We start from the raw sequence: 20,127 nt of genomic DNA on the forward strand, positions 1-20,127 counted from the left end.
GGAGAGTAGCGAGCTCTTCTCTCCGGGCAGGTTCTTTTTGAAGGACAAGTGCTTCTTTTGGAGCGGGTTCTTTCTGGAGAACAAGCGCTTCTTTTGGAGCAGCTTCTTTTTTCTTGGCCTTGGTATTGTAAGCCTTGTGCGCTTTGAATTGTTCGATGTTCTTCTGATCAGGCTTCTGTATAATTTAATATATTGCTTAGCCATCTCTTGTCTTGAGAAATGATGAACAGCATATTCTTGGAGCTCTTTAGCGGAAGGAAAAGCGGAAGCCGAGACCTTTTGAATCATTTCCTCTATGTCGTTGCAGATTAGCTGCGGAAAGTCGGCCATAACCTCCGGGACAGAGCCATAGTTAAAAGCCAATACAGGCGTTCCCGATGCCATCGCTTCGATCATGACCAGACCGAAAGGCTCCTCCCACGTTATGGGGAACAGTACGCATTTGGCATTTTTGAATAGCTCTCGTTTTCGCTCTCCGCCTACAGGACCCACGTATTCGATATTCTCGTTGCTCGTCAGTAAGGGCTGGATTTCCTCCTCGAACAACTTATCGTCTTTGATTGGTCCCGCGATAATCAATCTGTGATTTGTTCTTTCTGCAACCTGGATCGCCTCGAGAACGCCTTTCTCCCTAACAATTCTGCCGATAAAGAACAGGTAGTCTTGTTTGGATTCGTTATATTCGAGCTCGTCTAGATTAATTCCATTATAAATGACAAATCCTGTGTCTTCGCCCATCATCTTTCTCATTTTATGGCTAGGGAAAACCGACAAATCATTGAACAATCCTAACGGGCATTGATGAGTACTGACAGTAGGCACAGGTAAATTAAGCTGCTTCACGGAGGAGTGAAAGGTAAAATCGTTGATAATGTCGGTTTGAGACGGAATGTTACGGGATACGAATTCGCCTATCCCTTCTTCCGGTAAATCGGACGGGTACTCTATGACGTTTGCGCTGCAGGTACTGCCGCCTGGGGCAAAGACGTAAACCTCATGACCTTGGTGGACAAGCTCTTCGCTAAGGTTATAGAAGACTTTCTCGGTCCCGCCTTGATCTAAGGGAGGCAAAGGATACGCGAAAGGCGCATTCGAAAGCACAAGTATGATTTTTAACTTTCGTTTCATATGACCCGCAGCCCTTCTTCTCTTTGCATACGAGCGTATTCTATTCAAATCGTCGTACATAAAACGATTCGAAGTATGCTCTTGCAGCCAATGGACCGCTTCAACATGATCACCCAGAATCAATTCCCCGACCTCATTGTGATATGAGCGTATCTTGTTCGTAACCAGCACATCAACCGTGGTAGATTTCTCCACTCTTAATCCTCGATACAAAGCAATAGCCTGCGCTTTGGGAGGAACTGCAAGGTTTTCTACGCCGATCAAAAGAGCGGCTTTCTTAGTCATCGCATGCGGGACCGCCGTTAGCGAGCAGAAGTCAAGATCATGTCTTGACATCAGCACATTCAAGTAATACTTCGACAAGCTTACATAATCAATGACCGTTACGTCTTTATAGAAAGGACTCAAATCATTAATGGCAATATCCGCACCGTCATAACAAGACTTCGCAAATGGGAGCAAGAGAGACGGCTCTAACAGAAGATCCGCGTCCAGGAACAGCAGCACTTCTCCCGCCGCTTCCTTTGCTCCTATTGCACGACCTACGTCGTGGCCCAGACGTTTGGGATAAGTAATGCAACGAACAGGGTATTCCCGGCATATCTCCAGTGTTCTATCCGTAGAGCCGTTCTCGACGATAATAATTTCCTTAGGGCGGAGATGCATGACTTGTTCCAGCATCTGTCTAATGGTGGGTTCTTCGTTATGAACGCTGATAATGACGGTGAGGGAATGCTGATTTTGAGAAAGCAGCTTTTGACCTAAAGGACTGTCTAATGAAAAGTCCAGAGCCGCGATTGTGTTCGGGGGGCTGCTTATTGCCTGGACTCTATTTTGAGGCTGTCTTCTTTTATTCGTGCGTTTCTGAAGAGAAGCCATTCGTTCTTTTTTCGTCTTGCGTTTCCGCATCAAAACCAACCGTCTCGGCTTAGTCGTTCGTTTCCGCGAGAGAACGACTCGTCGATTTATTCGGATGGTGCGTCTTCTCCTCCTGACCATTTCTATTCACCACCTCTTTCGGCAAATATTAAGGCTTCTCTATCCCTGCCGAAATCGGTAAACCCCGCCCTTGCTCCATTCCTCATCACAAGGTACGAAATCGCTTCGGCATGGTCCCCCATCATCAACCTTGTCATTTTTTTCAACTGCTCGGGCCTCATATTTTTGCCCTTCGAAGTATCGATATAACCGCATGATATCACTGGTAATCCGTTTAAGATGGCTATTGCTTGCGCCACTGGGGGTACACAGAGCTGCTCGACCCCGATGACGTTCATTGCTTGCCTGCTAAGGGCATAAGGGACCGTTGTCATCGAATTGCCTTCCAAATCAGGCCGTCTCAGCAAGTGGTTAAGAAAATACTTGGAAACACTGTCAGGGCGTTTTGGACCCTCGCCCGAATATTTATTTAATACCACGCCCCAACCCTCTTCTACTTTTCTTACGTACACCTCAAGCAGTGTGGAAGGGATCACATAATCGGCATCCATGAAAAGAAGAATATCACCGCCGGCATACTTCGCGCCCAAGGAACGGCCTACATTGTGTCCTAAGAATGCTTTGCTGACGATGACCTTCGTAGCCCCCGCTTTTCTAGCCCTTCTGGCCGTTCTATCTATGGAGCCATTGCATACAACGATGATTTCGGATTGCGGCCTGACAAGCCGAGCCTGACCAATCACGCCTGCAATTGTTCGGCTTTCGTTGCGAGCCGATATGATAATCGATAGCTTTTGTCCTAACGGACTCACTCTGGCGATCGCAATAACCTCCCTCATATAAAATCGTAAGCAGCATCAATCCCTTACTTATTGTATTAAAGTCTATTGTCGAAAGTACGGGCATCTAATTCACAGCAATTGCCCTAAATTTGTAAAATTGTGGATATATGTTTATCGTCTCATATGAATAGCAAACAAGCCGTTCAGGCATCATGCAGATGCCTGAACGGCTTTATCGATGTCCTTAATTCGGATCTTTCTCTCAGACTTTAGAACGATATCCCTCAATCATCCGCCGCAATCCGTTCTCCAGGCCTATGGAAGGCTCCCAATCGAGCAGCTTTCTTGCTTTATCCAGTACGGGCCTTCGCACTTGCGGGTCGTCCTGCGGCAGCGGGTGGAACGTGATGGGGCTTGCGGAATTGGTAAGCTTCTTCACGAGGTAAGCAACCTCCAAGACGGAGTATTCCTGCTCGCTGCCGATATTGATAATCTCTCCGTTGGCCGCATCCTTTACCATCATCAAACGGAGTCCTTCTACTGTATCATCTACATAACAGAACGATCGCGTTTGCGATCCGTCTCCGTAGACCGTAATTGCCCTGCCGGACAGTGCCTGCGATACGAAGTTGGAGATCACTCGGCCATCATCGTTCCTCAGGCCCGGGGAATAGGTGTTAAAAATACGCGCTACCTTGATGGGCGTCCGGAACTGCCGCCAAAATTCGTAGCAGAGAACTTCTCCGAGTCTTTTGGCTTCGTCGTAACAGGCTCTCGGCCCCCATGTATTCACATTCCCCCGGTAATCCTCGGGCTGCGGATGAATTTCTGGATCACCATAGGCCTCGCTGGTACTCGTGTACACAAGCTTTGCCCCGTTCTTTCGGGCCAGCTCCAGCATGTACCAGGTTCCGAGCGTATTAATGGCAATCGTTCCGAAAGGATCCGCCTGATAAAACTTAGGGGATGCCGGCGACGCCAAATGGTAGATTTCCGACACGCCTTGCAATTCCGGAAGAGTAAGAACATCCTTCGAAACAACGTCCATAAGCTTGAAAGTAAAGGACGCCTTGTTAATCAGTTCCTGAAGGTTGGCCAGATTGCCAGTTGATAAATTGTCCAGACCGATGACCGAATAACCCGAGCCCATCAGAACCTTCGCTAAATGGGAGCCCAAAAATCCGGCGACGCCTGTAATAAGAACTCTGGTTGTCACATCCATTCCCCCTCTCAGTCCTTCTCCGAGGGGATAGAGGTGAATGTGGCAACGAACTGGTGCAAATACATGCCAAATTCCCCTTTCAGTTGGTCGTGTTTCAATGCGATGTTCAGCGTGGCCTTAAGAAAGCCGAGCTTATTACCGATGTCGTAAATTGGGCTCTGAATATTATAGGCGTAAATCTCCCGTTGATTGAGCAGCCTTTGCAGTGCATCTGTAGGGATTTCCCCTCCACTACCTATTGTATGTATTGACTGGAGACTTGCCATGGTTATATTCACTAATGAGAATAGCGGATAAAAGCTGATTTAATACGGAGCTAGGCCGATATTGATGTCCATTTCCGGCTACTGACATACGATATTCAAACAATATGTCTAGAAGGGGAAGATATAATGAGGGTCGTATGCGTTGGAGCAGGATATGTGGGGAGCGTTACAGCCGCTGCATTTGCTGTGCTTGGACATTCTGTTACGATTATCGATATCGACCAACAGAAAATAGATAAGCTTCGTCAAGGTGAGAGCCCGATTTATGAACCGGGTTTATCCCCGTTGATCAGGCATTGCATAGGCCAATCTTTGTTTACAACGGATATTTTCGACAAGGTTGGCGATGCCGATGTTGTTTTCATCTGCGTAGGAACTCCATCGAAGGCCGATGATACGGCTGATCTGAATTTCGTAAAAGAAGCGGCGATCCGTATCGGGAAGCATCTGAGCCCGGAACGTTATACTGTGGTCGTGAACAAGTCGACGGTTCCGGTCGGAACCGCGAGATTGGTGGGCTCCTTATTAGAAGAATCGTCGGGCTTACGTTTGGGCCAAGCATTCGACGTGGTAAGCAATCCCGAATTTTTGCGGGAGGGTTTCGCGGTAACGGATGTATTTTATCCGGAGAAGATTGTTATCGGAACCGACAGCGTGCAAGCCGAGCATATCATGAAAGAGCTCAACGAGCCGATTATGACCAAAACATCGTACGATAAACTGAAACCTGTTCTAGACCCGTCTCCTGCCCAAGGATTAAAAACCGTATGGCTTCGCACGACTCCGGAAAGTTCAGAGCTCATTAAATACGCATCCAATGCCTTTCTTGCCGTGAAGATCAGTTTCATCAATGAGATAGCTAGGCTTTGTGATAGTTTGGGTGCCAACGTAAAGGAAATTGCTGCCGGAATGGGACTGGACAGCCGAATTGGAGAGAAATTTCTGCAGGTGTCCAGCGGATGGAGCGGCAGCTGCTTCCCGAAAGATACCGCTGAATTATTAGCTACTTGCCGAAAATACGGATGCGAGCAGGGCATCGTGAAGGCAGCTGTAGAAGCAAATGAACGGATGCATTTGTACGTTATTCAAAAAATCCAATCCAAACTGAAATCACTGAACGGGAAAACCATAGGAGTGCTCGGGTTGACTTTCAAACCCAATACGGATGATGCCCGAAAAACACAAGCCTCCTTTATCATCCGTAAATTGCTTGAACTCGGATGCACCGTAAAGGCGCACGACCCCCAGGGGATGAAGATGTTCCGCGGGGTAAATCCCGACTTGCCGGTTCATTACTGCGATCAGCCGGAACAGACCGCCCAAAGAGCGGATGCGTTGCTGCTACTTACGCACTGGGACTGTTATTTCACGATGGATTGGATAAAGGTCATGACCACCATGCGCACCCCTTATGTGCTTGATACTCGAAATGTATTGTCTAAAGACCGGATGATGGAGCTGGGTTATCAATACGAAGGGTTGGGCATTAATACCTGAACTGTTTTAGGATCACAATTTGCTTCACGATAATGGAAACTCAATGGGGTGAAGAAATGGGTCAGGTGAAAGCAGATAAATTAATGATCGTCGCTCATCCGGACGACGAGGCGATCTTCGGAGGCGGTACGCTACTGAACGAACCGGGATGGAAGGTTATCTGCTTGACAAACGGCAGCAACAAAATAAGAGCTGAAGAATTTTACAAAGTGATGAAGGCCCTAGACGCCTCCGGGGAAATATGGGACTTCCCCGACGAATACGGAGGAACCTTCGACGAAATTGAGGTGACCAAGGCTTTGAGAAAGGTTATCGACAATGGGAATTTCCGCAAGATCGTCACCCATGACCTTCACGGTGAGTATGGCCACACCCAACACTGCTCTTTGTCCCAGATCTTGTATAACATGAACCTGAAAAACTTATCGGTATTTCGGACGTCGGATGAGATCCTTCCTTTCCGTTTGCTACTTTTGAAGCTACAGCTGTTAAAAATCTATAAAAGCCAAAGAATAGTCATCCAATCCTTAATGTCGTTCATCGTTCATGAACAGATTCTGTGAAAGAGCTGTAGCGCAAATGGAGTTGCTTTAGAGCACGGTTCGCGGATTTAGATTCCAGGATGTGTGAAAAAACATGGATTTGGATTGTTCAAAACCACGACGTACACGACTCCAAGTTCGATCCATCTTCACCTCTTAGCTATTTAGCTCAATGAAGATACTGTGTTGCGAGTCTTCGTTACGGAATAAACAGCAGAAATAAGTGCTAGAACAACCATAATACCAGCTACCCAGGTATTGGTCGTAACAGGGTAATCGTCGATAAGGAAACCTCCTAATCCAGAACCTAAAGCTACCCCAAGGTGTAAAAATGAAGTGTTTAGACCTAATTGAATGTCCGTGGAATCTGGAGCAGACTTGGCAAGATAACTCTGGACTGCTGGACTAAGCGCCCAAACCATCACACCATAAAAGATAACAACCATCAACAAACTTATGATCGATCTTGTAGCGTAAGGTAATAGGAACAGAGAAGTTCCAAATAGAACTAGAAATACTAGTATAGCTCTAACCCCTCCAAATTTATCTGATGCCCATCCGCCAATCCATCCACCTGTTATTCCAGCTGCACCAAACACCAGTAAGACCATGCTAATCATATTCGTGGACAGTCCCATTGTAGCTTGAAGGAACGGAGTAAAATACGTATATACTGTGAAGTGACCTGTCAGCTCCAAAACAGATATGAGTTGGATGGAAGCGATTTTTTTGCTTTTTAACGTTGCAATTTGTTTAAGTAAAGGAATGGTTGGTTGTGCTGGAACCTTAGGTAGAAACTTCATAATTGCGACAATAGAAACAATACTGAGAACTGACACGAATACAAATGTCATCCTCCAACCCCAATACTCACCAATTATAGTACCTAAGGGTACACCTAACACTAACGAAGCACTTAAACCTATGAATATGATTCCTATAGCACGTCCTCTTAACTCAGCAGCAACCGTTTTAGCAGCGATTGTAACGGAAACAACAACCACAATCGAGCAACTGGCGGCAAGAATAATCCTGGTAATGAATAGCGTTGTATAATTGGGGCTAATTATTGATATAATATTTCCCACTAAAAAAGTTATCATAGCTATGAGTAGTAATTTTCGTATCTCCACTCTAGAAGTTAAGGCAATGAGTATTGGAGCGCCAAAGGCGAAAACCAAAGAAAAAATGGAAACCAACTGTCCGACTCTTCCTACTGAAACTTCTAAATCTGTAGCAATCATATTTAAAATACCTGCGATTACTAATTCCACGGTACCTGCAACAAATGTTGCAAATGCTAATATAAAAATACCTATATTCATTGAACTGCCTCCTAAAATGTAGTAAAGCTGAATGTAGGTCCAAGCATACTCCTTATAGTGCACTCTAATGCAAGCATGTTATAATTCAAATATGGAAAAAACACTATCGATTCAGAGTATATCCGCAATCACGGGGCTAAGCACCTATACGCTTCGTTACTATGAAAACATCGGCCTATTAAGTGGGATTGAGAGAGACGCGAATGGATACCGTAAATATTCCATGGAGGATATTTCATGTATTGATTTTCTCATTAAATTGCGTAACACAGGCATGCCAATAAATGAAATTAAGGAGTTTTCAGAACTAAGACGCCACGGCAACTCTACTGTGACTAAACGACGGGAGTTATTAGAAGTTCATCAAGCAAAATATCTTTGATGAGACCTTTATTTAAAAGGTCTTTTTTTGTTCGTACACTTGCCTTATAGTGCACTCTAATCGATATACTGTTCACATAGATAAGAACGATGAGGAGGAGAACAATGAAATATCGAACGATTGGATCTTTACGTGTCTCAGCTTTAGGAATGGGATGTATGGGAATGTCCGAGTACTATGGGAATCGAAATGATGTGGAATCGATGGAGACTCTTCGTTTTGCTGTATCACGGGGTATAAACTTCTTTGATACCGCGGATCAATACGGACAAGGAAGAAACGAAGAATTACTCGGTCGTGCATTCAAGGAATCTAGACACAATATTAATATTGCAACCAAATTTGGATTCGTCAGAAATAATAGTGGGGCCGTATTGGGTATTAACGGAAGTCGCGAATATGTAAAAATGGCATGTGAATCAAGCTTAAAGCGGTTAGGTACCGACTACATTGATCTTTATTATCTGCATCGAATTGATCCTTCTATTCCAATTGAGGAAACTATTGGTGCTTTGAAAGAGTTAGTGGAAGAGGGGAAAGTTAGACATATAGGACTTTCAGAGGCTTCTTCTCAAACGATTAAGAGAGCACACAAAGTCCATCCTATCGCAGCATTACAAACGGAGTATTCACTATGGAGTAGAGATATAGAAGAAGAAATACTCCCCCTCTGCCGTGAACTTAATATTGCAGTTGTACCCTATAGCCCCTTAGGGCGTGGGTTCTTAACTGGAAAGATCAAATCTGTTGATACACTTGTAGAAGATGATTACAGAAGGAATACACCACGATTTCAGGTAGACAATTTCACTCACAATCTTGCATTGGTTCAACGTTTAGAAGAAATAGCTAATGAGCTGCATATTAGTCCTTCTCAGCTTGCTTTAGCATGGTTACTATCTAACGGCGAAGACTTGGTTCCTATACCTGGGACAAAAAAGAGTTCTTACGTAGCAGAAAATATAGGAGCAATAGACATTGAGCTACCTAAAGATGTTAAGGAATTTATAGACAGAACGATTCCAGTAGGCACGGCAGTTGGTGACCGCTATCCTGCAAATTCCATGATGTTACTAAATCAGTAAGCATGGTGAAGGTCGAGGGATTTCGCTTACCCACCATAACTTGCTCAAGAAAGCAGTAATTGACCAAAATCGAAAAATGGCGGTTAAGGAATAAGCTCCTAGACCGCCATTTTCTCAGTATTAGGACATATCAACCACTGGCTTTTGTTTTGAGCAAAAAAAAAAGACGCGCCCCTGATGATTATCATGGACACGTCCTGCGTTCACCCTGCAGCACCGACGTTATTGAATAATTGCAAAAGCCCTTGCTGTATCGTTTGATGAATGGGAAGATCGGGCACGAAAACAACTTGCGGCTGCACCTTTTGGATACGTTTATGGCGCCGCAGGATCCGGAGATACGCATCAAGGTAATGTTGATGCCTTTCAAAAATACCGTTTAAGACCAAGGGTTTGCTGTGATACTACTAAGCGCGATCTCAAGCATATCTTTGGAAGAGGTTGCCAAAGAGATGGGTGAATCCGTAAGATGGTTTCAGCTCTACCCCCCTAAGGATCACGAACTTACGAAAAGTTTTCTTCACCGTGCAGAAGCTGCAGGATTTTCTGCAATCGTCGTAACAGTGGATTCTACACTGCTTGGATGGCGCGAGACAGATTTACGTAATGCCTATCTGCCGTTCCTTACTGGACAGGGTATGGGTAATTATTTTACGGATCCTGTATTTTGCTCGAAGCTTAAAGAGCCACCGGAAAAGAATGTTAAAGACGCTGCCCTTAAAGCATTGGAAGAAGGCAATAACACTTGTTTCACATGGAAAGAATTAGACTTTATACGTGAACATACTCGATTACCTTTACTTATTAAAGGAATTACTCATTCAGACGATGCAATTATGGCTTTAGAACATGGTGTAGATGGTATTATCGTATCTAACCATGGAGGGCGTCAGCTCGATGGAGCAGTATCTACACTAGACTCACTACCTTCGATATGTGAATCCGTACAAAATAAAATCCCCGTTTTAATGGATAGCGGTATTCGTCGTGGGGCAGATATCCTTAAAGCAATTGCTCTTGGTGCCTCTGCCGTTCTTATAGGTCGCCCATATGCATATGCTATGGCCGTTGCGGGGGAAATAGGAGTTCGGGAAGTTATTAATCATCTCATTGCCGAGACCGAGCTGCAATTAGCCATATCTGGGAGAAGTTCCATTCAAGATGTGGATAAAACCCTTATCATAAAAGTAAAATGATATCCTCTTTCTCTCTCTCACTCCCGCTCTTAATCAACATGTCTAATCCATCCGCTGCATCCGCTTGTAAGTTAGGAAGTAAATGCGAATAGGTATCTAATGTGATGACAACAGATGAGTGTCCTAGACGTTCGGAGACAATCTTAGGATGTACGCCTTGCTGAAGTAATAGACTTGCATGGGTATGCCGGAGGTCGTGGAAGGTGATTCGTGGTAATTCCAATCGTTCTATAAACTTATTCCATACTTTCATAATGGATCGTGTGCTTGCTGGTGTTCCTTTGGATGAGCAGATTACCAGATCATTCTTCTGATAATCTTCTCCTTCCTTTACCATTTCCATGACAATAAGTTTGCGTTGCTCCTTAAGTCGAGCTACGGTTTCCGTTGAGATCGCAACGGACCGAATACTTTTCTTACTCTTCAATGTATGGTTTATTGTTTTGCCATCACGAGCGAGCGACTGCTGCACGTGAATAGTCTTATTGTCAAAATCAATGTCCGCCCAACGTAATCCAAGTAACTCGCCCTGGCGCATCCCTGTCATGAGTGCAAGGTACATTGCAATGGAATACCGACTACCGTCGTGAGTCGCTTCAAGAAATCGATTGATTGTCTCCAAATCCCATACCTTAAGCTCTCTTCTTTCACCTTTAGGCTTACTTACCACACTAGCCACATTCCGTCTAACAAGTTCCATCCGGAACGCTTGGTTTAAGGCGGTGTTGATGACGGAGAAGATCCGTTTGACCGTATTCTCCGCTAATCCTTTGCTTCGGAGTAATGAAATGAAGTTCTGTATATCCATCGAAGTTAATTTATCTATCGAATGATGACCCAAATCCGGAATAATGTGAATCCTTAAGTACGATTCATACAACTCACGCGTTACTGCATTTAGATCCTGTTTATTATCAAGCCAGCTGTTCATATACTCAGAGACCGTTATTTTTTTACCTTTAACAAACTCACCGCGTTCGAGTTCTGCTTTGGCTCTAACCATTGCAGCATCAGCTTCTTTTTTCGTACGAAATCCCCGCTTCTTTATTCTTTCCCGTTTCCCGTTAATAATCTCACCTGTATAAAACTGAAAGAACCAAGGATTTTTCTTTGCTTTCTCATCTTTATGGACAGGCATATTTCATCACCCCCCTGCCTACACTTTTAATAAAGACAGATTAACACCAAATTAGTGCCAAATCAATAAAAATTATCTCCTGAAATGGCGAAGAACCCTTATAAACAAAGGGTTCTTCGTATTTGGCAAACACCCTTCAATAGTGTCACCCCTCCTTGCTCGGGATTTTATGGTGTAACAAGGTTAAGGGATACAGTCAAATCATACTATGAAGGGGGCAATCTAATGGTGCGGTCATCGTGGAAAAATGGGCAGTACAGCGTCTAGACCATCGTGTTCCCTTAACGACGTACAGATGGAGTCGTTGGCACATTCATATCTTGATTATAATAAGTCCCTGTGTTGTTCGTCATATTGCCACGATACATTTTTGGAGTGACCGTGCCCGTGCCTGGTCCAGCAGCGCGTTCTGGGAAGAGGCGATTAACCATGGTCGTAAATTCATTCGCAAGCCCTGAAATCGGATGTCCTGCACGAACTTGATCCGCATAACCGTTCACACGGGATACGAAGTCAGCGTTTGCAGAGACGTATACATTCTTGGTTTGAGGCACAGCCTGCTTCACCGCATGCGCAATGCGCTTCTTCATGTCATCCGATACACGATCTCCAGATGTTGCACCAGATGTTGCATACGGTCTGACATGCGTCGTGGGATTCATCCCCATATCTGAACTCATATGGTGTACGATGCCACTTGTGTTACCTGTACTTCTGGTTCCATAGGTACCAGTACCATAGCCATCAGTTGTAGCGATATGGGTACCCTTGCCAACACCTTTTGCCGACGTCGATTTCAAGACAACAGCTACATAAGCGTCATTACCCATCATGACGACATTCGCAGAACGAACCCCTGGAATTTTGGTGACGTGATCAGCAGCGATCTTACTTAACTCCATCTTGTTGGCTTTGTTCGTGCCATAAGGATGGACTCCTTTCGCGCCATATCGACCATCCACCCCAGTTCCATAAGTCCCATAGCGACCATCCATCCCGGTGCTATAAGTCCCATAGCGGCCATCTAGACCATACGTGTTCCCCGTATTTAATGGGTTCAAATTGTTCCGGGTTGTCGAGTTCGGTACAATTTGATTACTCGTATAACCTAAGCTGTTCGTCTTCACCTTTGACGGATTGGTACATCCTGTCAATCCCATAGAACTAACCATGATTACAGCCGCGCTTAGACAGATCAGAGCCGTTTTTGAGCTTCGCATAACCATCCTCCATCCAATTTGTAATGGCCTTGACATGTCATATCATGCATCGGTGGAGGATAAGCTATACCCTCAGGAATTTGGCAGTGAAGGAACGAAATAACCCTACAAAGTTATACCATTCAAAATGAAAAAGCCGTTCGGCCAAATGACCAAACGGCTAATCAACTATTTTATAGGATGGATCCAAAAAATCCTGAAGACACAATACCAAGCACAATCACATAACTTCCTATGGCATAGACCAGCAATTCTGCTCTCTTCTGCATGGATTCAATTGCATAAATTTCTAGTGCGGCGATAACAATAAAAATAAGATTTAAAATCAATGTAACACTGGCAAGCAGGAACCCAATCTGACCTAACAAAAGACCAATGATGGCGGCAACGATGTAACCTGCTCCAAATAACCACTGTATACCACCTAAGTATGTAATTAAATCACGCCAAGCATACTTACGACTTCCTAGCCAATTACCGAATACCCAGATCGATCCGGTTAGGAGCCCTTGCGAAATAATGGCTAAAACAATCATGCGGAAGAACATACTCGAATAGACGCTAAATCCAATTCCTCCCCCGCCTGTGAGGCTCGCTAATGGATTCAAGAACGCGCCGAATATCGAGGATACCGACACCGTCGTCCATAGCGCAAATCCAACGATAGAGGCGACGATTCCGAGGACCCCATACAACCATTGCGACCCCGTTGATAAGGCTAGTCCTTGGAATGGGCTACGAATCAATTGCACCACAATCTGCATGTCGAACGACGACCCCGACGGCCTTGGCGACCCCGAGTTCGGATTTAAATGCGGTTCAGACATAAAATGCCTCCTTAGATAATGTATTGGAAATTTACCATTATATTAACTGATTACGGAACATATTGGAACCATTTCCCACAATAATTCTGCCTTTGGTCATGACAACCTTATATAATGAATGTAAAAAACCCTTATCAACGAAATGATAAGAGCTCCTCTTATAGTTGCCTTATGATTACTTAGATTCCAGCATTAATATATCTTCCCACTCCAAATACAGTCGAGTAATATCTTGCTCCGTAATATCATGCCCCAGTTGAACCTCGATGAATTCAAGTGCTGTAATGGCCTTCATTGCATGTCCTATACCCGCGTCAATCTGAATGGTGTCGCACGCTTTGATGCTTTTTAACTGATCGCCGATCATCACGAGCGCTTCACCGCGAATGATCGTCCATAGCTCTTTGCGATGGTTATGGACATGATAACTCAAATTTTTTCCCGCTTCGATTTGTATCCTTCGCGTAATGACTTCCAATCCGTTCTCGGCTTGAATAAAATCAATAATCCGATACCATCCCCATCTGCGTTCGACATACATCGGCTGACTCTCGAACTCGTGTACGATTCCTTTAACTTGAGAGCTTGCTTCCTTCGAGCTGACAAGGATGCCGTCGGGACTCGCCGCTACGATGACATCTGACAGGCCAATCAATGCCACAGGGATATCCAATTCATTCACGATATGATTATTGGAGAATAGATGTGGATCTTTAATAACTCCTTTCCCAACCACCGAATTCTCAATTTCATCCGTCAGCGTGTCCCATGTGCCAAGATCTTTCCAGAATCCATCAAAAGGCAGGACGATGATCTTGCGTGTATGTTCAACGACTTCATAATCGAAGCTGTTCGTAGTCAACTGCTTATACAAGGCAAGAAAAGCGTGATAGTCGGTTGGAAGCCCCTTCTTCTCGAGCATAGACAGAATAAAGCTCAATCGAAATGAGAATACGCCGCAGTTCCACAGAGCATTCTCTTGCAAAAGCTTTTTCGCCAAGGTTTCATTCGGTTTTTCTTTGAAATAATGAACCCGCATATACTGCTGACCTTCACTAAGATGCGGGACAATGTAACCGTAGATCTCTGCTGGATACGTTGGCCTTACACCGATTAGCGCCAGATCGGCAGAAGTGTCATTCAAAACCTGCTCCATATCTTTGATTCTATCGAAAAAAGAAGCATCAACAAAGGGATCGACAGGCATCACCGTCATAACTTCGTTCATATCCATATGGAGCTCAGAACGCATATATAATGCAGATAGAACGATAGCCGCGAAAGTATCTCGCCGTTCCGGTTCCACCACCATGTTAACATGGCCTTGGATTTGATTGATTACAATTTCTCTCTGCGCGCTGCTCGTTGCTATCATGGCATGTTCAGCTAATCCCGCGTCTTGAATTTGCCTCCAGACCCGCTGGATCATCGACTCATATTGTCCTTTGTTGTTCACAAGCACTTTAAGAAATTGTTTGGACCTCGCATCATTGCTTAACGGCCACAACCGTTTTCCAGACCCCCCAGACAACAAGACTAATCGCATTCCTTCCCCTCCAGTACGCATGCTGCCACTCAAAATACTCCATGTGACACCATATTCAATAGAACGCAAAAGAGTAAGGGGGATTCAACCAATAGTTTCACCCAACCTATCAAAAGCCAGCACGTGCCGATACTCCATAGGCGTGTGCTGTTTGAGTTTGGCGAAATAAACTTACATCTGAATCAAGCCTTGCAGCATATACATGCAATGGAGCCTGCTCTCGCGTACTTTGTTGAACAAAGGACCACTGTGGCTCTTGCACCCCTGGTTACAACCAGAACCACGGATTAATGTGAGATGGTATACATTAACTATATAGCAAAGGGGCTTAAACGATGAGAATACTGATTTGGTGTGCTAATTTGATCTCTCTAGGAGGAGGAGCGAGATTACTTTCTAATTTACTTCCAGCTATGGCGCGTCAAGTGGATATCGATCTGGTCAGATTGGTCATTTCACCTGGAACGAATTTTAAAGATAGAATCAATTTATCGAGTTATCCGAACATTGAAGTCGTCTATTTCGAAGGAGATGTGCAGTCACCATCCGGCCTTTCTTATCTTCACGATTGCCATGTCGTATACTTCTTCTGGCCCCACGGACCCGAGTTTCAAAAGATCGATAGACCAACCATTTGTACGTATCACGATACGACGATTCTTGATTTTGTCCCCGCTTTCTTGTCGGGTTCTGTCGTTAAAAGTTGCTGGGAGGCGTCTAAGACGTGGGTTCATCACGTAACATCCGTCATTGTATCCTCCCACTACATGAAAACAAGGCTAATTGCTCATTTCGGTGAGCAATGCCAGAACGCGGTCGTCATTCCGCATGCCATATCACCAGCCAAACCAGAACACAGCGAGACCGCGATCAGTTCTGATTTGGTGCAACGATTGCCTTCGGAGTATGTCGTATTCTCGAGTAATATTTCACCGCATAAAAATCATCACAATTTATTGATCGCTTATTCTAAGTTTTCGCAGCGCAAACAATATCCCCTTGTTTTATTTGGGTATCTTACACAGCAATTGCGTAATGCACCTCCAGATTGGCCGGATTCGTATTATCTTCCAACGCTTATATCGTTAATTAAAAGAGTAGATTTACGTCTCGACGAGGATTTTTATCCGCTCGGATTTATTAAGGACGAAGACGTGATGCCTGTTCTAAAGCATGCAAAAGCGCTCGTCATGCCAAGCATGTCGGAAGGCGGCGGCAGTTATCCCGTAGAAGAAGCATTAAGGCTGGGGACACCGGTCCTTTGCTCCGATATTCCCGTTATGCGTGAACATCTGGCTAAACATAGCGCAGAAATTGTATGGTTCGATCCAGATTCGCCGGATTCCATCTTGCAAGCTCTTGAATACATGACACTGCACCATGATCGATTGAAACAATCGGCCGTGCAAGGGATGAACGATCCTTCCGAAACATGGGATGACATTGCTCAAAAATATATCCATGTATTTCGAATCGCTTATCTAAAATATCACGGTCAGCTATAACTGCAACAACTAGGGGACCGCTTAAGTTGCCCGAACTACATGCTGCGTAAGGTTATAGTATTCACTCGCAACATCGGACCACCGTCTGGAAAGGGATGATATGAGTGCATTGATTTGTCTTGGCAGTAAATCATTTTTTTGAATCCACATCCAATGAATAGAGGCCGCTATCTCCTCGACAGAAGTCGGGTCAAATGGCAGAAAGGCATCTAAATCAGTAATAACTTCTTTCGTGACCTCGATTCTGCTCACTGCAACCGGAGTCCCGACAGCATGCGATTCGAGAATAGGAAATGGGCAGCTGCCTTCGAATAGTGTTGGTACGATTGTCCCGATGGCATACTTATACAAAGAAGGCAAATCCACCGACGGAATTCTGCCTATAAAATGAATGCTGCTGGGAATGTCCGAGTCAGGACAATTGTGCAGTAAATCAGAAATTTCCTTGCTAAATAAACTCGTGTGGCGATCATCGGTAAAGACGAGTTGAAGGTTAGATCGATATCCATCGGGTGTCTGCCTGAACTTCATAAACGCTTCAATAAGCCGGCAATGATTTTTATGCAGGCGTATGACAGATGGGAACACGATGTAATCTCCATATAATTGGTATTTATGTCGAATCGAGACTTCATCGGATATTCCAAAAGAAGCATATTCTTCAACAGGTGAAGCCAACCGAATCACATGCGTCTTCTTCGTTGGAAGTCCCAAATGCACAAGACCGTCGGTATTTCGCACATAATTGGAGTGAGAGACGACCGCCGCCGCTTTATCCGCTAATGGATAGATGAAACGGTTGAGCCGATTAGGCAATTCAGCGTGTCTACTGTTATACATGTCTTGAAAGTGCATATACACCAAATCGTGCAGACAGAGTATGAACGGCTTTTGCAGAAACATAGCATTTTCTAACCCAACAAAAGGAACGATCCACACGTCCACGGGAACATGTCGGTTGATCCAATCCATCGAGTTTGATTTCAATAGGAAGAATCGTTCTGGAAATTGGGCGAGAACATTTCTGAACAGCCTTTCGAATGTCCCGCAGTTTTCCACCGTCGTTGCAGCATATATTACAATCTCGTTGTTATGAAGGAGCAGACCATTTACTAACCTAACCAAAAAACGGCCAATCCCCTCCCCTTCGATTTCCAATGGGTGAGCATAGCCAACGAAAATACCGATGCGCTTCGATGAGTGTGAAATGCTTTGTGAAATGCTATGATCCTGAAAGACTGGAGCCTGCTCGGAATACAGAAGCCGCTGACATTCCTGCGATAACAGAATATCGTTCAACAGTCGGATACGGGGTACACTTCGTCGCAAGGTATGGATGTGAGCGTCGATTCCCTCTTGTTCCGGGTTTCTCCCTAAAAGTTCATTGTAAAGCGCATGAACAAAGGGCAAATTGTTCGTCAGATAATATTGACTGATGATTCGCGCTACCGTACTTCGATTGGATTCGAGAGGAGAATGAGGCGCTTGTCTATAGATTTGTTCTGCTTCTTTACTCTGTAGGAAGGCAGAAATAAATGACATTTTGGGAGCCCTTCTCGCTAGCAAGCTGACATGATGCTGAAGTCCTTGCGGATCAGGCTCCCTGTTTAGCAGTTGCCTATATAACGCACGAATGAATTCTTCTCCCTCTAGTCGGAGGATTCGATATAATATTTGAACGATTCGTTCATGACTGATCACGATGCTCATCTCCCCCCAATCTATCTAATACTTCCTTGATGTTCATACAAATGTATTTGACGTCATCTTCCAGTAAAGTCCCGTAACTGGGAACGTTCATGCCTAATGCCGAAATCCGATTGACGACTGGAAACTCTTCTTCCATTTGAAGTTTTTGATAAGGAGGCAGCGTATGCATAGGGTAAAAAAACGGTCTACTTTCGATCCCCCTTTCCATGAGCTGCAGCATCACTTGGTCTCGATATTGGGACGTCCCCTCCTTCAGGATAATACTGGACATCCAAAACACATTTAGCGCCCATTCTTTCTGGACAGGTAACGTCAACCGTGTATCATCTTCGAGGAATTGTTGATAGAGCATAGCCACTCTGATACGCTGCTCGATATGCCAATGAATATTTTCCAATTGTGCGCACCCGACGGCTGCTTGCATATTGGTCATGCGATAGTTGTATCCGATGACAGGGAACCAATATCTTTTTTGAGGATCTTGCCCTTGCCCTCTAAGCAGTCTAATCTGATCTGCTATACGATCGTCATTTGTCGTTATCATACCACCCTCGCCGGTCGTTATAATTTTGTTCCCGAATAAGCTGAAGGTTGCACTATGTCCAATGGATCCGACCATCCTTCCTTTATACTTGGCCCCTACTGCTTCAGCGGCATCTTCAATGACGAACAAGCCGTGTTTTTGGGCTATTCCCATGATGGGATCCATGTCCGTGGGATGTCCGTAGATATGAACAACGATGATTCCTTTTGTCCGTGGGGTAATTTTGGACTCTATTAATTCAGGATCCATATTCCAAGTCTCGGACTCGGAATCCACGAATACAGGTTGGGCTCCGCAATAGACGACGGCGTTGGCTGTAGCAACAAAGGTGAGCGTCGGAACAATTACTTCATCTCCCCATTCAACTCCATGTGCCAATAAAGCCAAGTGCAATGCTGTTGTGCCATTATTACTGGAAATCGCATGCTTCGTGCCGCAGAAGTCTGCGAATCCTTGCTCAAACTTTTCAATGTAGGAACCGTTGGAAGAAATCCAAGTTGAATCCAGACACTCCATTACATACTTCTTTTCATTTCCGTTTAAGACAGGAATTGCGACGGGATACATCTTCTTCAATGAAAGTTCACCTTCCCTACCCTTCATCATTTTAGGCAAGCTTCTTGATGATCTTTGCCGGTACACCTACAGCAAGTACGCGGCTAGGGATATCCTTCACCACGACCGCGCCTGAACCAAGAATTGACCATGAACCGATCGTGATGCCATCAATTACTTTCGTTCCTGTACCTAGGAAAGTTCCCTCTCCTATCGTCACACGACCTGATAGGTTACAACCCGGTGCGATATGGCATGTCTCACTAACGTTACATTCGTGATCTACTGAAGCCCCTGTATTGATAATAGAGTTATTGCCGATACAAGCTTCCGCATTTAGTACTGCGCCAGGCATAATGGCTATTCCGCAACCTAGCATTACAGAATCCGCTACATAAGCAAATGGACTGATCGCATTAATAAGCTCAAAACCTATATCTACGACATATCGTGCAAGTCTATGTCTTATTGAATTCTCTCCGATGGCAACAAATGCATGGTGAACCCCTTGTTCGTACAGTTTCGGCAGGATGGAATCATCGCCTAATACCGGAATGCCGGACACTTTGCGATGTCCAATTTGATCAATGCAGCCTACGATCTCAAAAGCCGGATTTGACTTGATCATATCAATAATGACTTTTGCATGGCCTCCGGCTCCTAGTATCACTATTTTGCATCGCAATGCCACTTGTATCTCCCCATTTCTCATACCTAT

The 20,127-nt window shown here is 44.7% G+C and carries 16 protein-coding genes and 1 pseudogene; 6 read left to right on the forward strand and 11 right to left on the reverse strand.

Annotated elements, in window-relative coordinates:
* The 3 genes from AC3WU2_RS10770 to AC3WU2_RS10780 form a co-directional block, all read right to left on the reverse strand.
* A partial coding sequence (locus tag AC3WU2_RS10770; RefSeq protein ID WP_492453910.1) for a glycosyltransferase occupies nucleotides 1-2,037 on the reverse strand: 2,037 nt, incomplete at its 3' end.
* A gap of 92 nt (nucleotides 2,038-2,129) precedes the next feature.
* Nucleotides 2,130-2,906, reverse strand: coding sequence for a glycosyltransferase family 2 protein (locus tag AC3WU2_RS10775; protein ID WP_492453911.1), 777 nt, complete (start codon nucleotides 2,904-2,906; stop codon nucleotides 2,130-2,132).
* Nucleotides 2,907-3,111: 205 nt separating this feature from the next.
* Nucleotides 3,112-4,071 carry an NAD-dependent epimerase/dehydratase family protein gene (locus tag AC3WU2_RS10780; RefSeq protein ID WP_492453913.1) on the reverse strand — a complete coding sequence of 320 codons (960 nt, stop codon included), beginning with the start codon at nucleotides 4,069-4,071 and terminating at the stop codon, nucleotides 3,112-3,114.
* A 392-nt stretch (nucleotides 4,072-4,463) separates the two neighbouring features.
* Between AC3WU2_RS10780 and AC3WU2_RS10785 the strand changes: the two genes are divergently transcribed.
* Together AC3WU2_RS10785 and AC3WU2_RS10790 are read left to right on the forward strand one after the other, a co-directional pair.
* Nucleotides 4,464-5,834, forward strand: a complete 1,371-nt coding sequence (locus AC3WU2_RS10785) for a UDP-glucose dehydrogenase family protein (RefSeq protein ID WP_492453915.1) — start codon at nucleotides 4,464-4,466, stop codon at nucleotides 5,832-5,834.
* Nucleotides 5,835-5,890: 56 nt separating this feature from the next.
* Entirely contained in the window at nucleotides 5,891-6,397 is a 507-nt protein-coding gene (locus AC3WU2_RS10790) for a PIG-L family deacetylase (protein WP_492453917.1), read from the forward strand.
* 143 nt (nucleotides 6,398-6,540) lie between these two features.
* Here the strand turns inward: AC3WU2_RS10790 and AC3WU2_RS10795 are convergent, their stop codons facing one another.
* Nucleotides 6,541-7,701: an MFS transporter gene (locus AC3WU2_RS10795; protein ID WP_492453919.1), complete on the reverse strand. Its 1,161-nt coding sequence runs from the start codon at nucleotides 7,699-7,701 to the stop codon at nucleotides 6,541-6,543.
* 91 nt (nucleotides 7,702-7,792) lie between these two features.
* Between AC3WU2_RS10795 and AC3WU2_RS10800 the strand changes: the two genes are divergently transcribed.
* The 3 genes and pseudogenes from AC3WU2_RS10800 to AC3WU2_RS10810 all read left to right on the forward strand — a co-directional run bounded on the left by AC3WU2_RS10800 (nucleotide 7,793) and on the right by AC3WU2_RS10810 (nucleotide 10,364).
* Complete coding sequence (locus tag AC3WU2_RS10800) at nucleotides 7,793-8,083, forward strand: MerR family transcriptional regulator (RefSeq protein WP_492453921.1); 291 nt, start codon at nucleotides 7,793-7,795, stop codon at nucleotides 8,081-8,083.
* 104 nt (nucleotides 8,084-8,187) lie between these two features.
* On the forward strand, nucleotides 8,188-9,168 hold the full coding sequence (locus AC3WU2_RS10805; RefSeq protein ID WP_492453922.1) for an aldo/keto reductase: 981 nt from the start codon (nucleotides 8,188-8,190) through the stop codon (nucleotides 9,166-9,168).
* Nucleotides 9,169-9,400: 232 nt separating this feature from the next.
* Nucleotides 9,401-10,364: pseudogene (locus AC3WU2_RS10810) on the forward strand (alpha-hydroxy-acid oxidizing protein).
* On the opposite strand, the gene AC3WU2_RS10815 reads toward AC3WU2_RS10810, so the two are convergent.
* The 4 genes from AC3WU2_RS10815 to AC3WU2_RS10830 all read right to left on the reverse strand — a co-directional run bounded on the left by AC3WU2_RS10815 (nucleotide 10,348) and on the right by AC3WU2_RS10830 (nucleotide 15,095).
* Nucleotides 10,348-11,502: a tyrosine-type recombinase/integrase gene (locus AC3WU2_RS10815; protein WP_492453924.1), complete on the reverse strand. Its 1,155-nt coding sequence runs from the start codon at nucleotides 11,500-11,502 to the stop codon at nucleotides 10,348-10,350. The pseudogene AC3WU2_RS10810 and the gene AC3WU2_RS10815 overlap by 17 nt on opposite strands.
* 281 nt (nucleotides 11,503-11,783) lie before the next feature.
* Entirely contained in the window at nucleotides 11,784-12,722 is a 939-nt protein-coding gene (locus AC3WU2_RS10820) for a YhcN/YlaJ family sporulation lipoprotein (RefSeq protein ID WP_492453926.1), read from the reverse strand.
* A gap of 173 nt (nucleotides 12,723-12,895) precedes the next feature.
* Nucleotides 12,896-13,549, reverse strand: a complete 654-nt coding sequence (locus AC3WU2_RS10825; RefSeq protein WP_492453928.1) for a hypothetical protein — start codon at nucleotides 13,547-13,549, stop codon at nucleotides 12,896-12,898.
* A gap of 175 nt (nucleotides 13,550-13,724) precedes the next feature.
* Complete coding sequence (locus tag AC3WU2_RS10830) at nucleotides 13,725-15,095, reverse strand: sugar phosphate nucleotidyltransferase (protein ID WP_492453930.1); 1,371 nt, start codon at nucleotides 15,093-15,095, stop codon at nucleotides 13,725-13,727.
* 335 nt (nucleotides 15,096-15,430) lie between these two features.
* Between AC3WU2_RS10830 and AC3WU2_RS10835 the strand changes: the two genes are divergently transcribed.
* The gene (locus tag AC3WU2_RS10835; protein ID WP_492453932.1) at nucleotides 15,431-16,600 is read left to right on the forward strand and encodes a glycosyltransferase family 4 protein; all 1,170 of its coding nucleotides are present in this window, start codon (nucleotides 15,431-15,433) and stop codon (nucleotides 16,598-16,600) included.
* 21 nt (nucleotides 16,601-16,621) lie between these two features.
* Here AC3WU2_RS10835 and AC3WU2_RS10840 read toward each other — a convergent pair whose 3' ends face one another.
* The 3 genes from AC3WU2_RS10840 to AC3WU2_RS10850 are packed head-to-tail and all read right to left on the reverse strand — an operon-like array spanning nucleotide 16,622 to nucleotide 20,100.
* Complete coding sequence (locus AC3WU2_RS10840) at nucleotides 16,622-18,301, reverse strand: DUF4214 domain-containing protein (protein WP_492453934.1); 1,680 nt, start codon at nucleotides 18,299-18,301, stop codon at nucleotides 16,622-16,624.
* The gene (locus tag AC3WU2_RS10845) at nucleotides 18,288-19,430 is read right to left on the reverse strand and encodes a DegT/DnrJ/EryC1/StrS family aminotransferase (protein ID WP_492453936.1); all 1,143 of its coding nucleotides are present in this window, start codon (nucleotides 19,428-19,430) and stop codon (nucleotides 18,288-18,290) included. The genes AC3WU2_RS10840 and AC3WU2_RS10845 overlap by 14 nt, the downstream gene beginning before the upstream one ends.
* Before the next feature lie 31 nt (nucleotides 19,431-19,461).
* Nucleotides 19,462-20,100, reverse strand: coding sequence for an acetyltransferase (locus tag AC3WU2_RS10850; protein WP_492453938.1), 639 nt, complete (start codon nucleotides 20,098-20,100; stop codon nucleotides 19,462-19,464).
* Nucleotides 20,101-20,127 lie beyond the last annotated feature (27 nt).

Source organism: Paenibacillus sp. EB106-05-06-XG162 (genome assembly GCF_058791655.1).

Bases quoted from the DNA above. Each gene is read 5' to 3' on its own strand.
- AC3WU2_RS10830 (WP_492453930.1), bottom strand. From the start codon at position 15,095: ATGCGATTAGTCTTGTTGTCTGGGGGGTCTGGAAAACGGTTGTGGCCG.
- AC3WU2_RS10805 (WP_492453922.1), top strand. From the start codon at position 8,188: ATGAAATATCGAACGATTGGATCTTTACGTGTCTCAGCTTTAGGAATG.
- AC3WU2_RS10825 (WP_492453928.1), bottom strand. From the start codon at position 13,549: ATGTCTGAACCGCATTTAAATCCGAACTCGGGGTCGCCAAGGCCGTCG.
- AC3WU2_RS10815 (WP_492453924.1), bottom strand. From the start codon at position 11,502: ATGCCTGTCCATAAAGATGAGAAAGCAAAGAAAAATCCTTGGTTCTTT.
- AC3WU2_RS10785 (WP_492453915.1), top strand. From the start codon at position 4,464: ATGAGGGTCGTATGCGTTGGAGCAGGATATGTGGGGAGCGTTACAGCC.
- AC3WU2_RS10820 (WP_492453926.1), bottom strand. From the start codon at position 12,722: ATGCGAAGCTCAAAAACGGCTCTGATCTGTCTAAGCGCGGCTGTAATC.
- AC3WU2_RS10800 (WP_492453921.1), top strand. From the start codon at position 7,793: ATGGAAAAAACACTATCGATTCAGAGTATATCCGCAATCACGGGGCTA.
- AC3WU2_RS10790 (WP_492453917.1), top strand. From the start codon at position 5,891: ATGGGTCAGGTGAAAGCAGATAAATTAATGATCGTCGCTCATCCGGAC.
- AC3WU2_RS10775 (WP_492453911.1), bottom strand. From the start codon at position 2,906: ATGAGGGAGGTTATTGCGATCGCCAGAGTGAGTCCGTTAGGACAAAAG.
- AC3WU2_RS10795 (WP_492453919.1), bottom strand. From the start codon at position 7,701: ATGAATATAGGTATTTTTATATTAGCATTTGCAACATTTGTTGCAGGT.
- AC3WU2_RS10835 (WP_492453932.1), top strand. From the start codon at position 15,431: ATGAGAATACTGATTTGGTGTGCTAATTTGATCTCTCTAGGAGGAGGA.
- AC3WU2_RS10780 (WP_492453913.1), bottom strand. From the start codon at position 4,071: ATGGATGTGACAACCAGAGTTCTTATTACAGGCGTCGCCGGATTTTTG.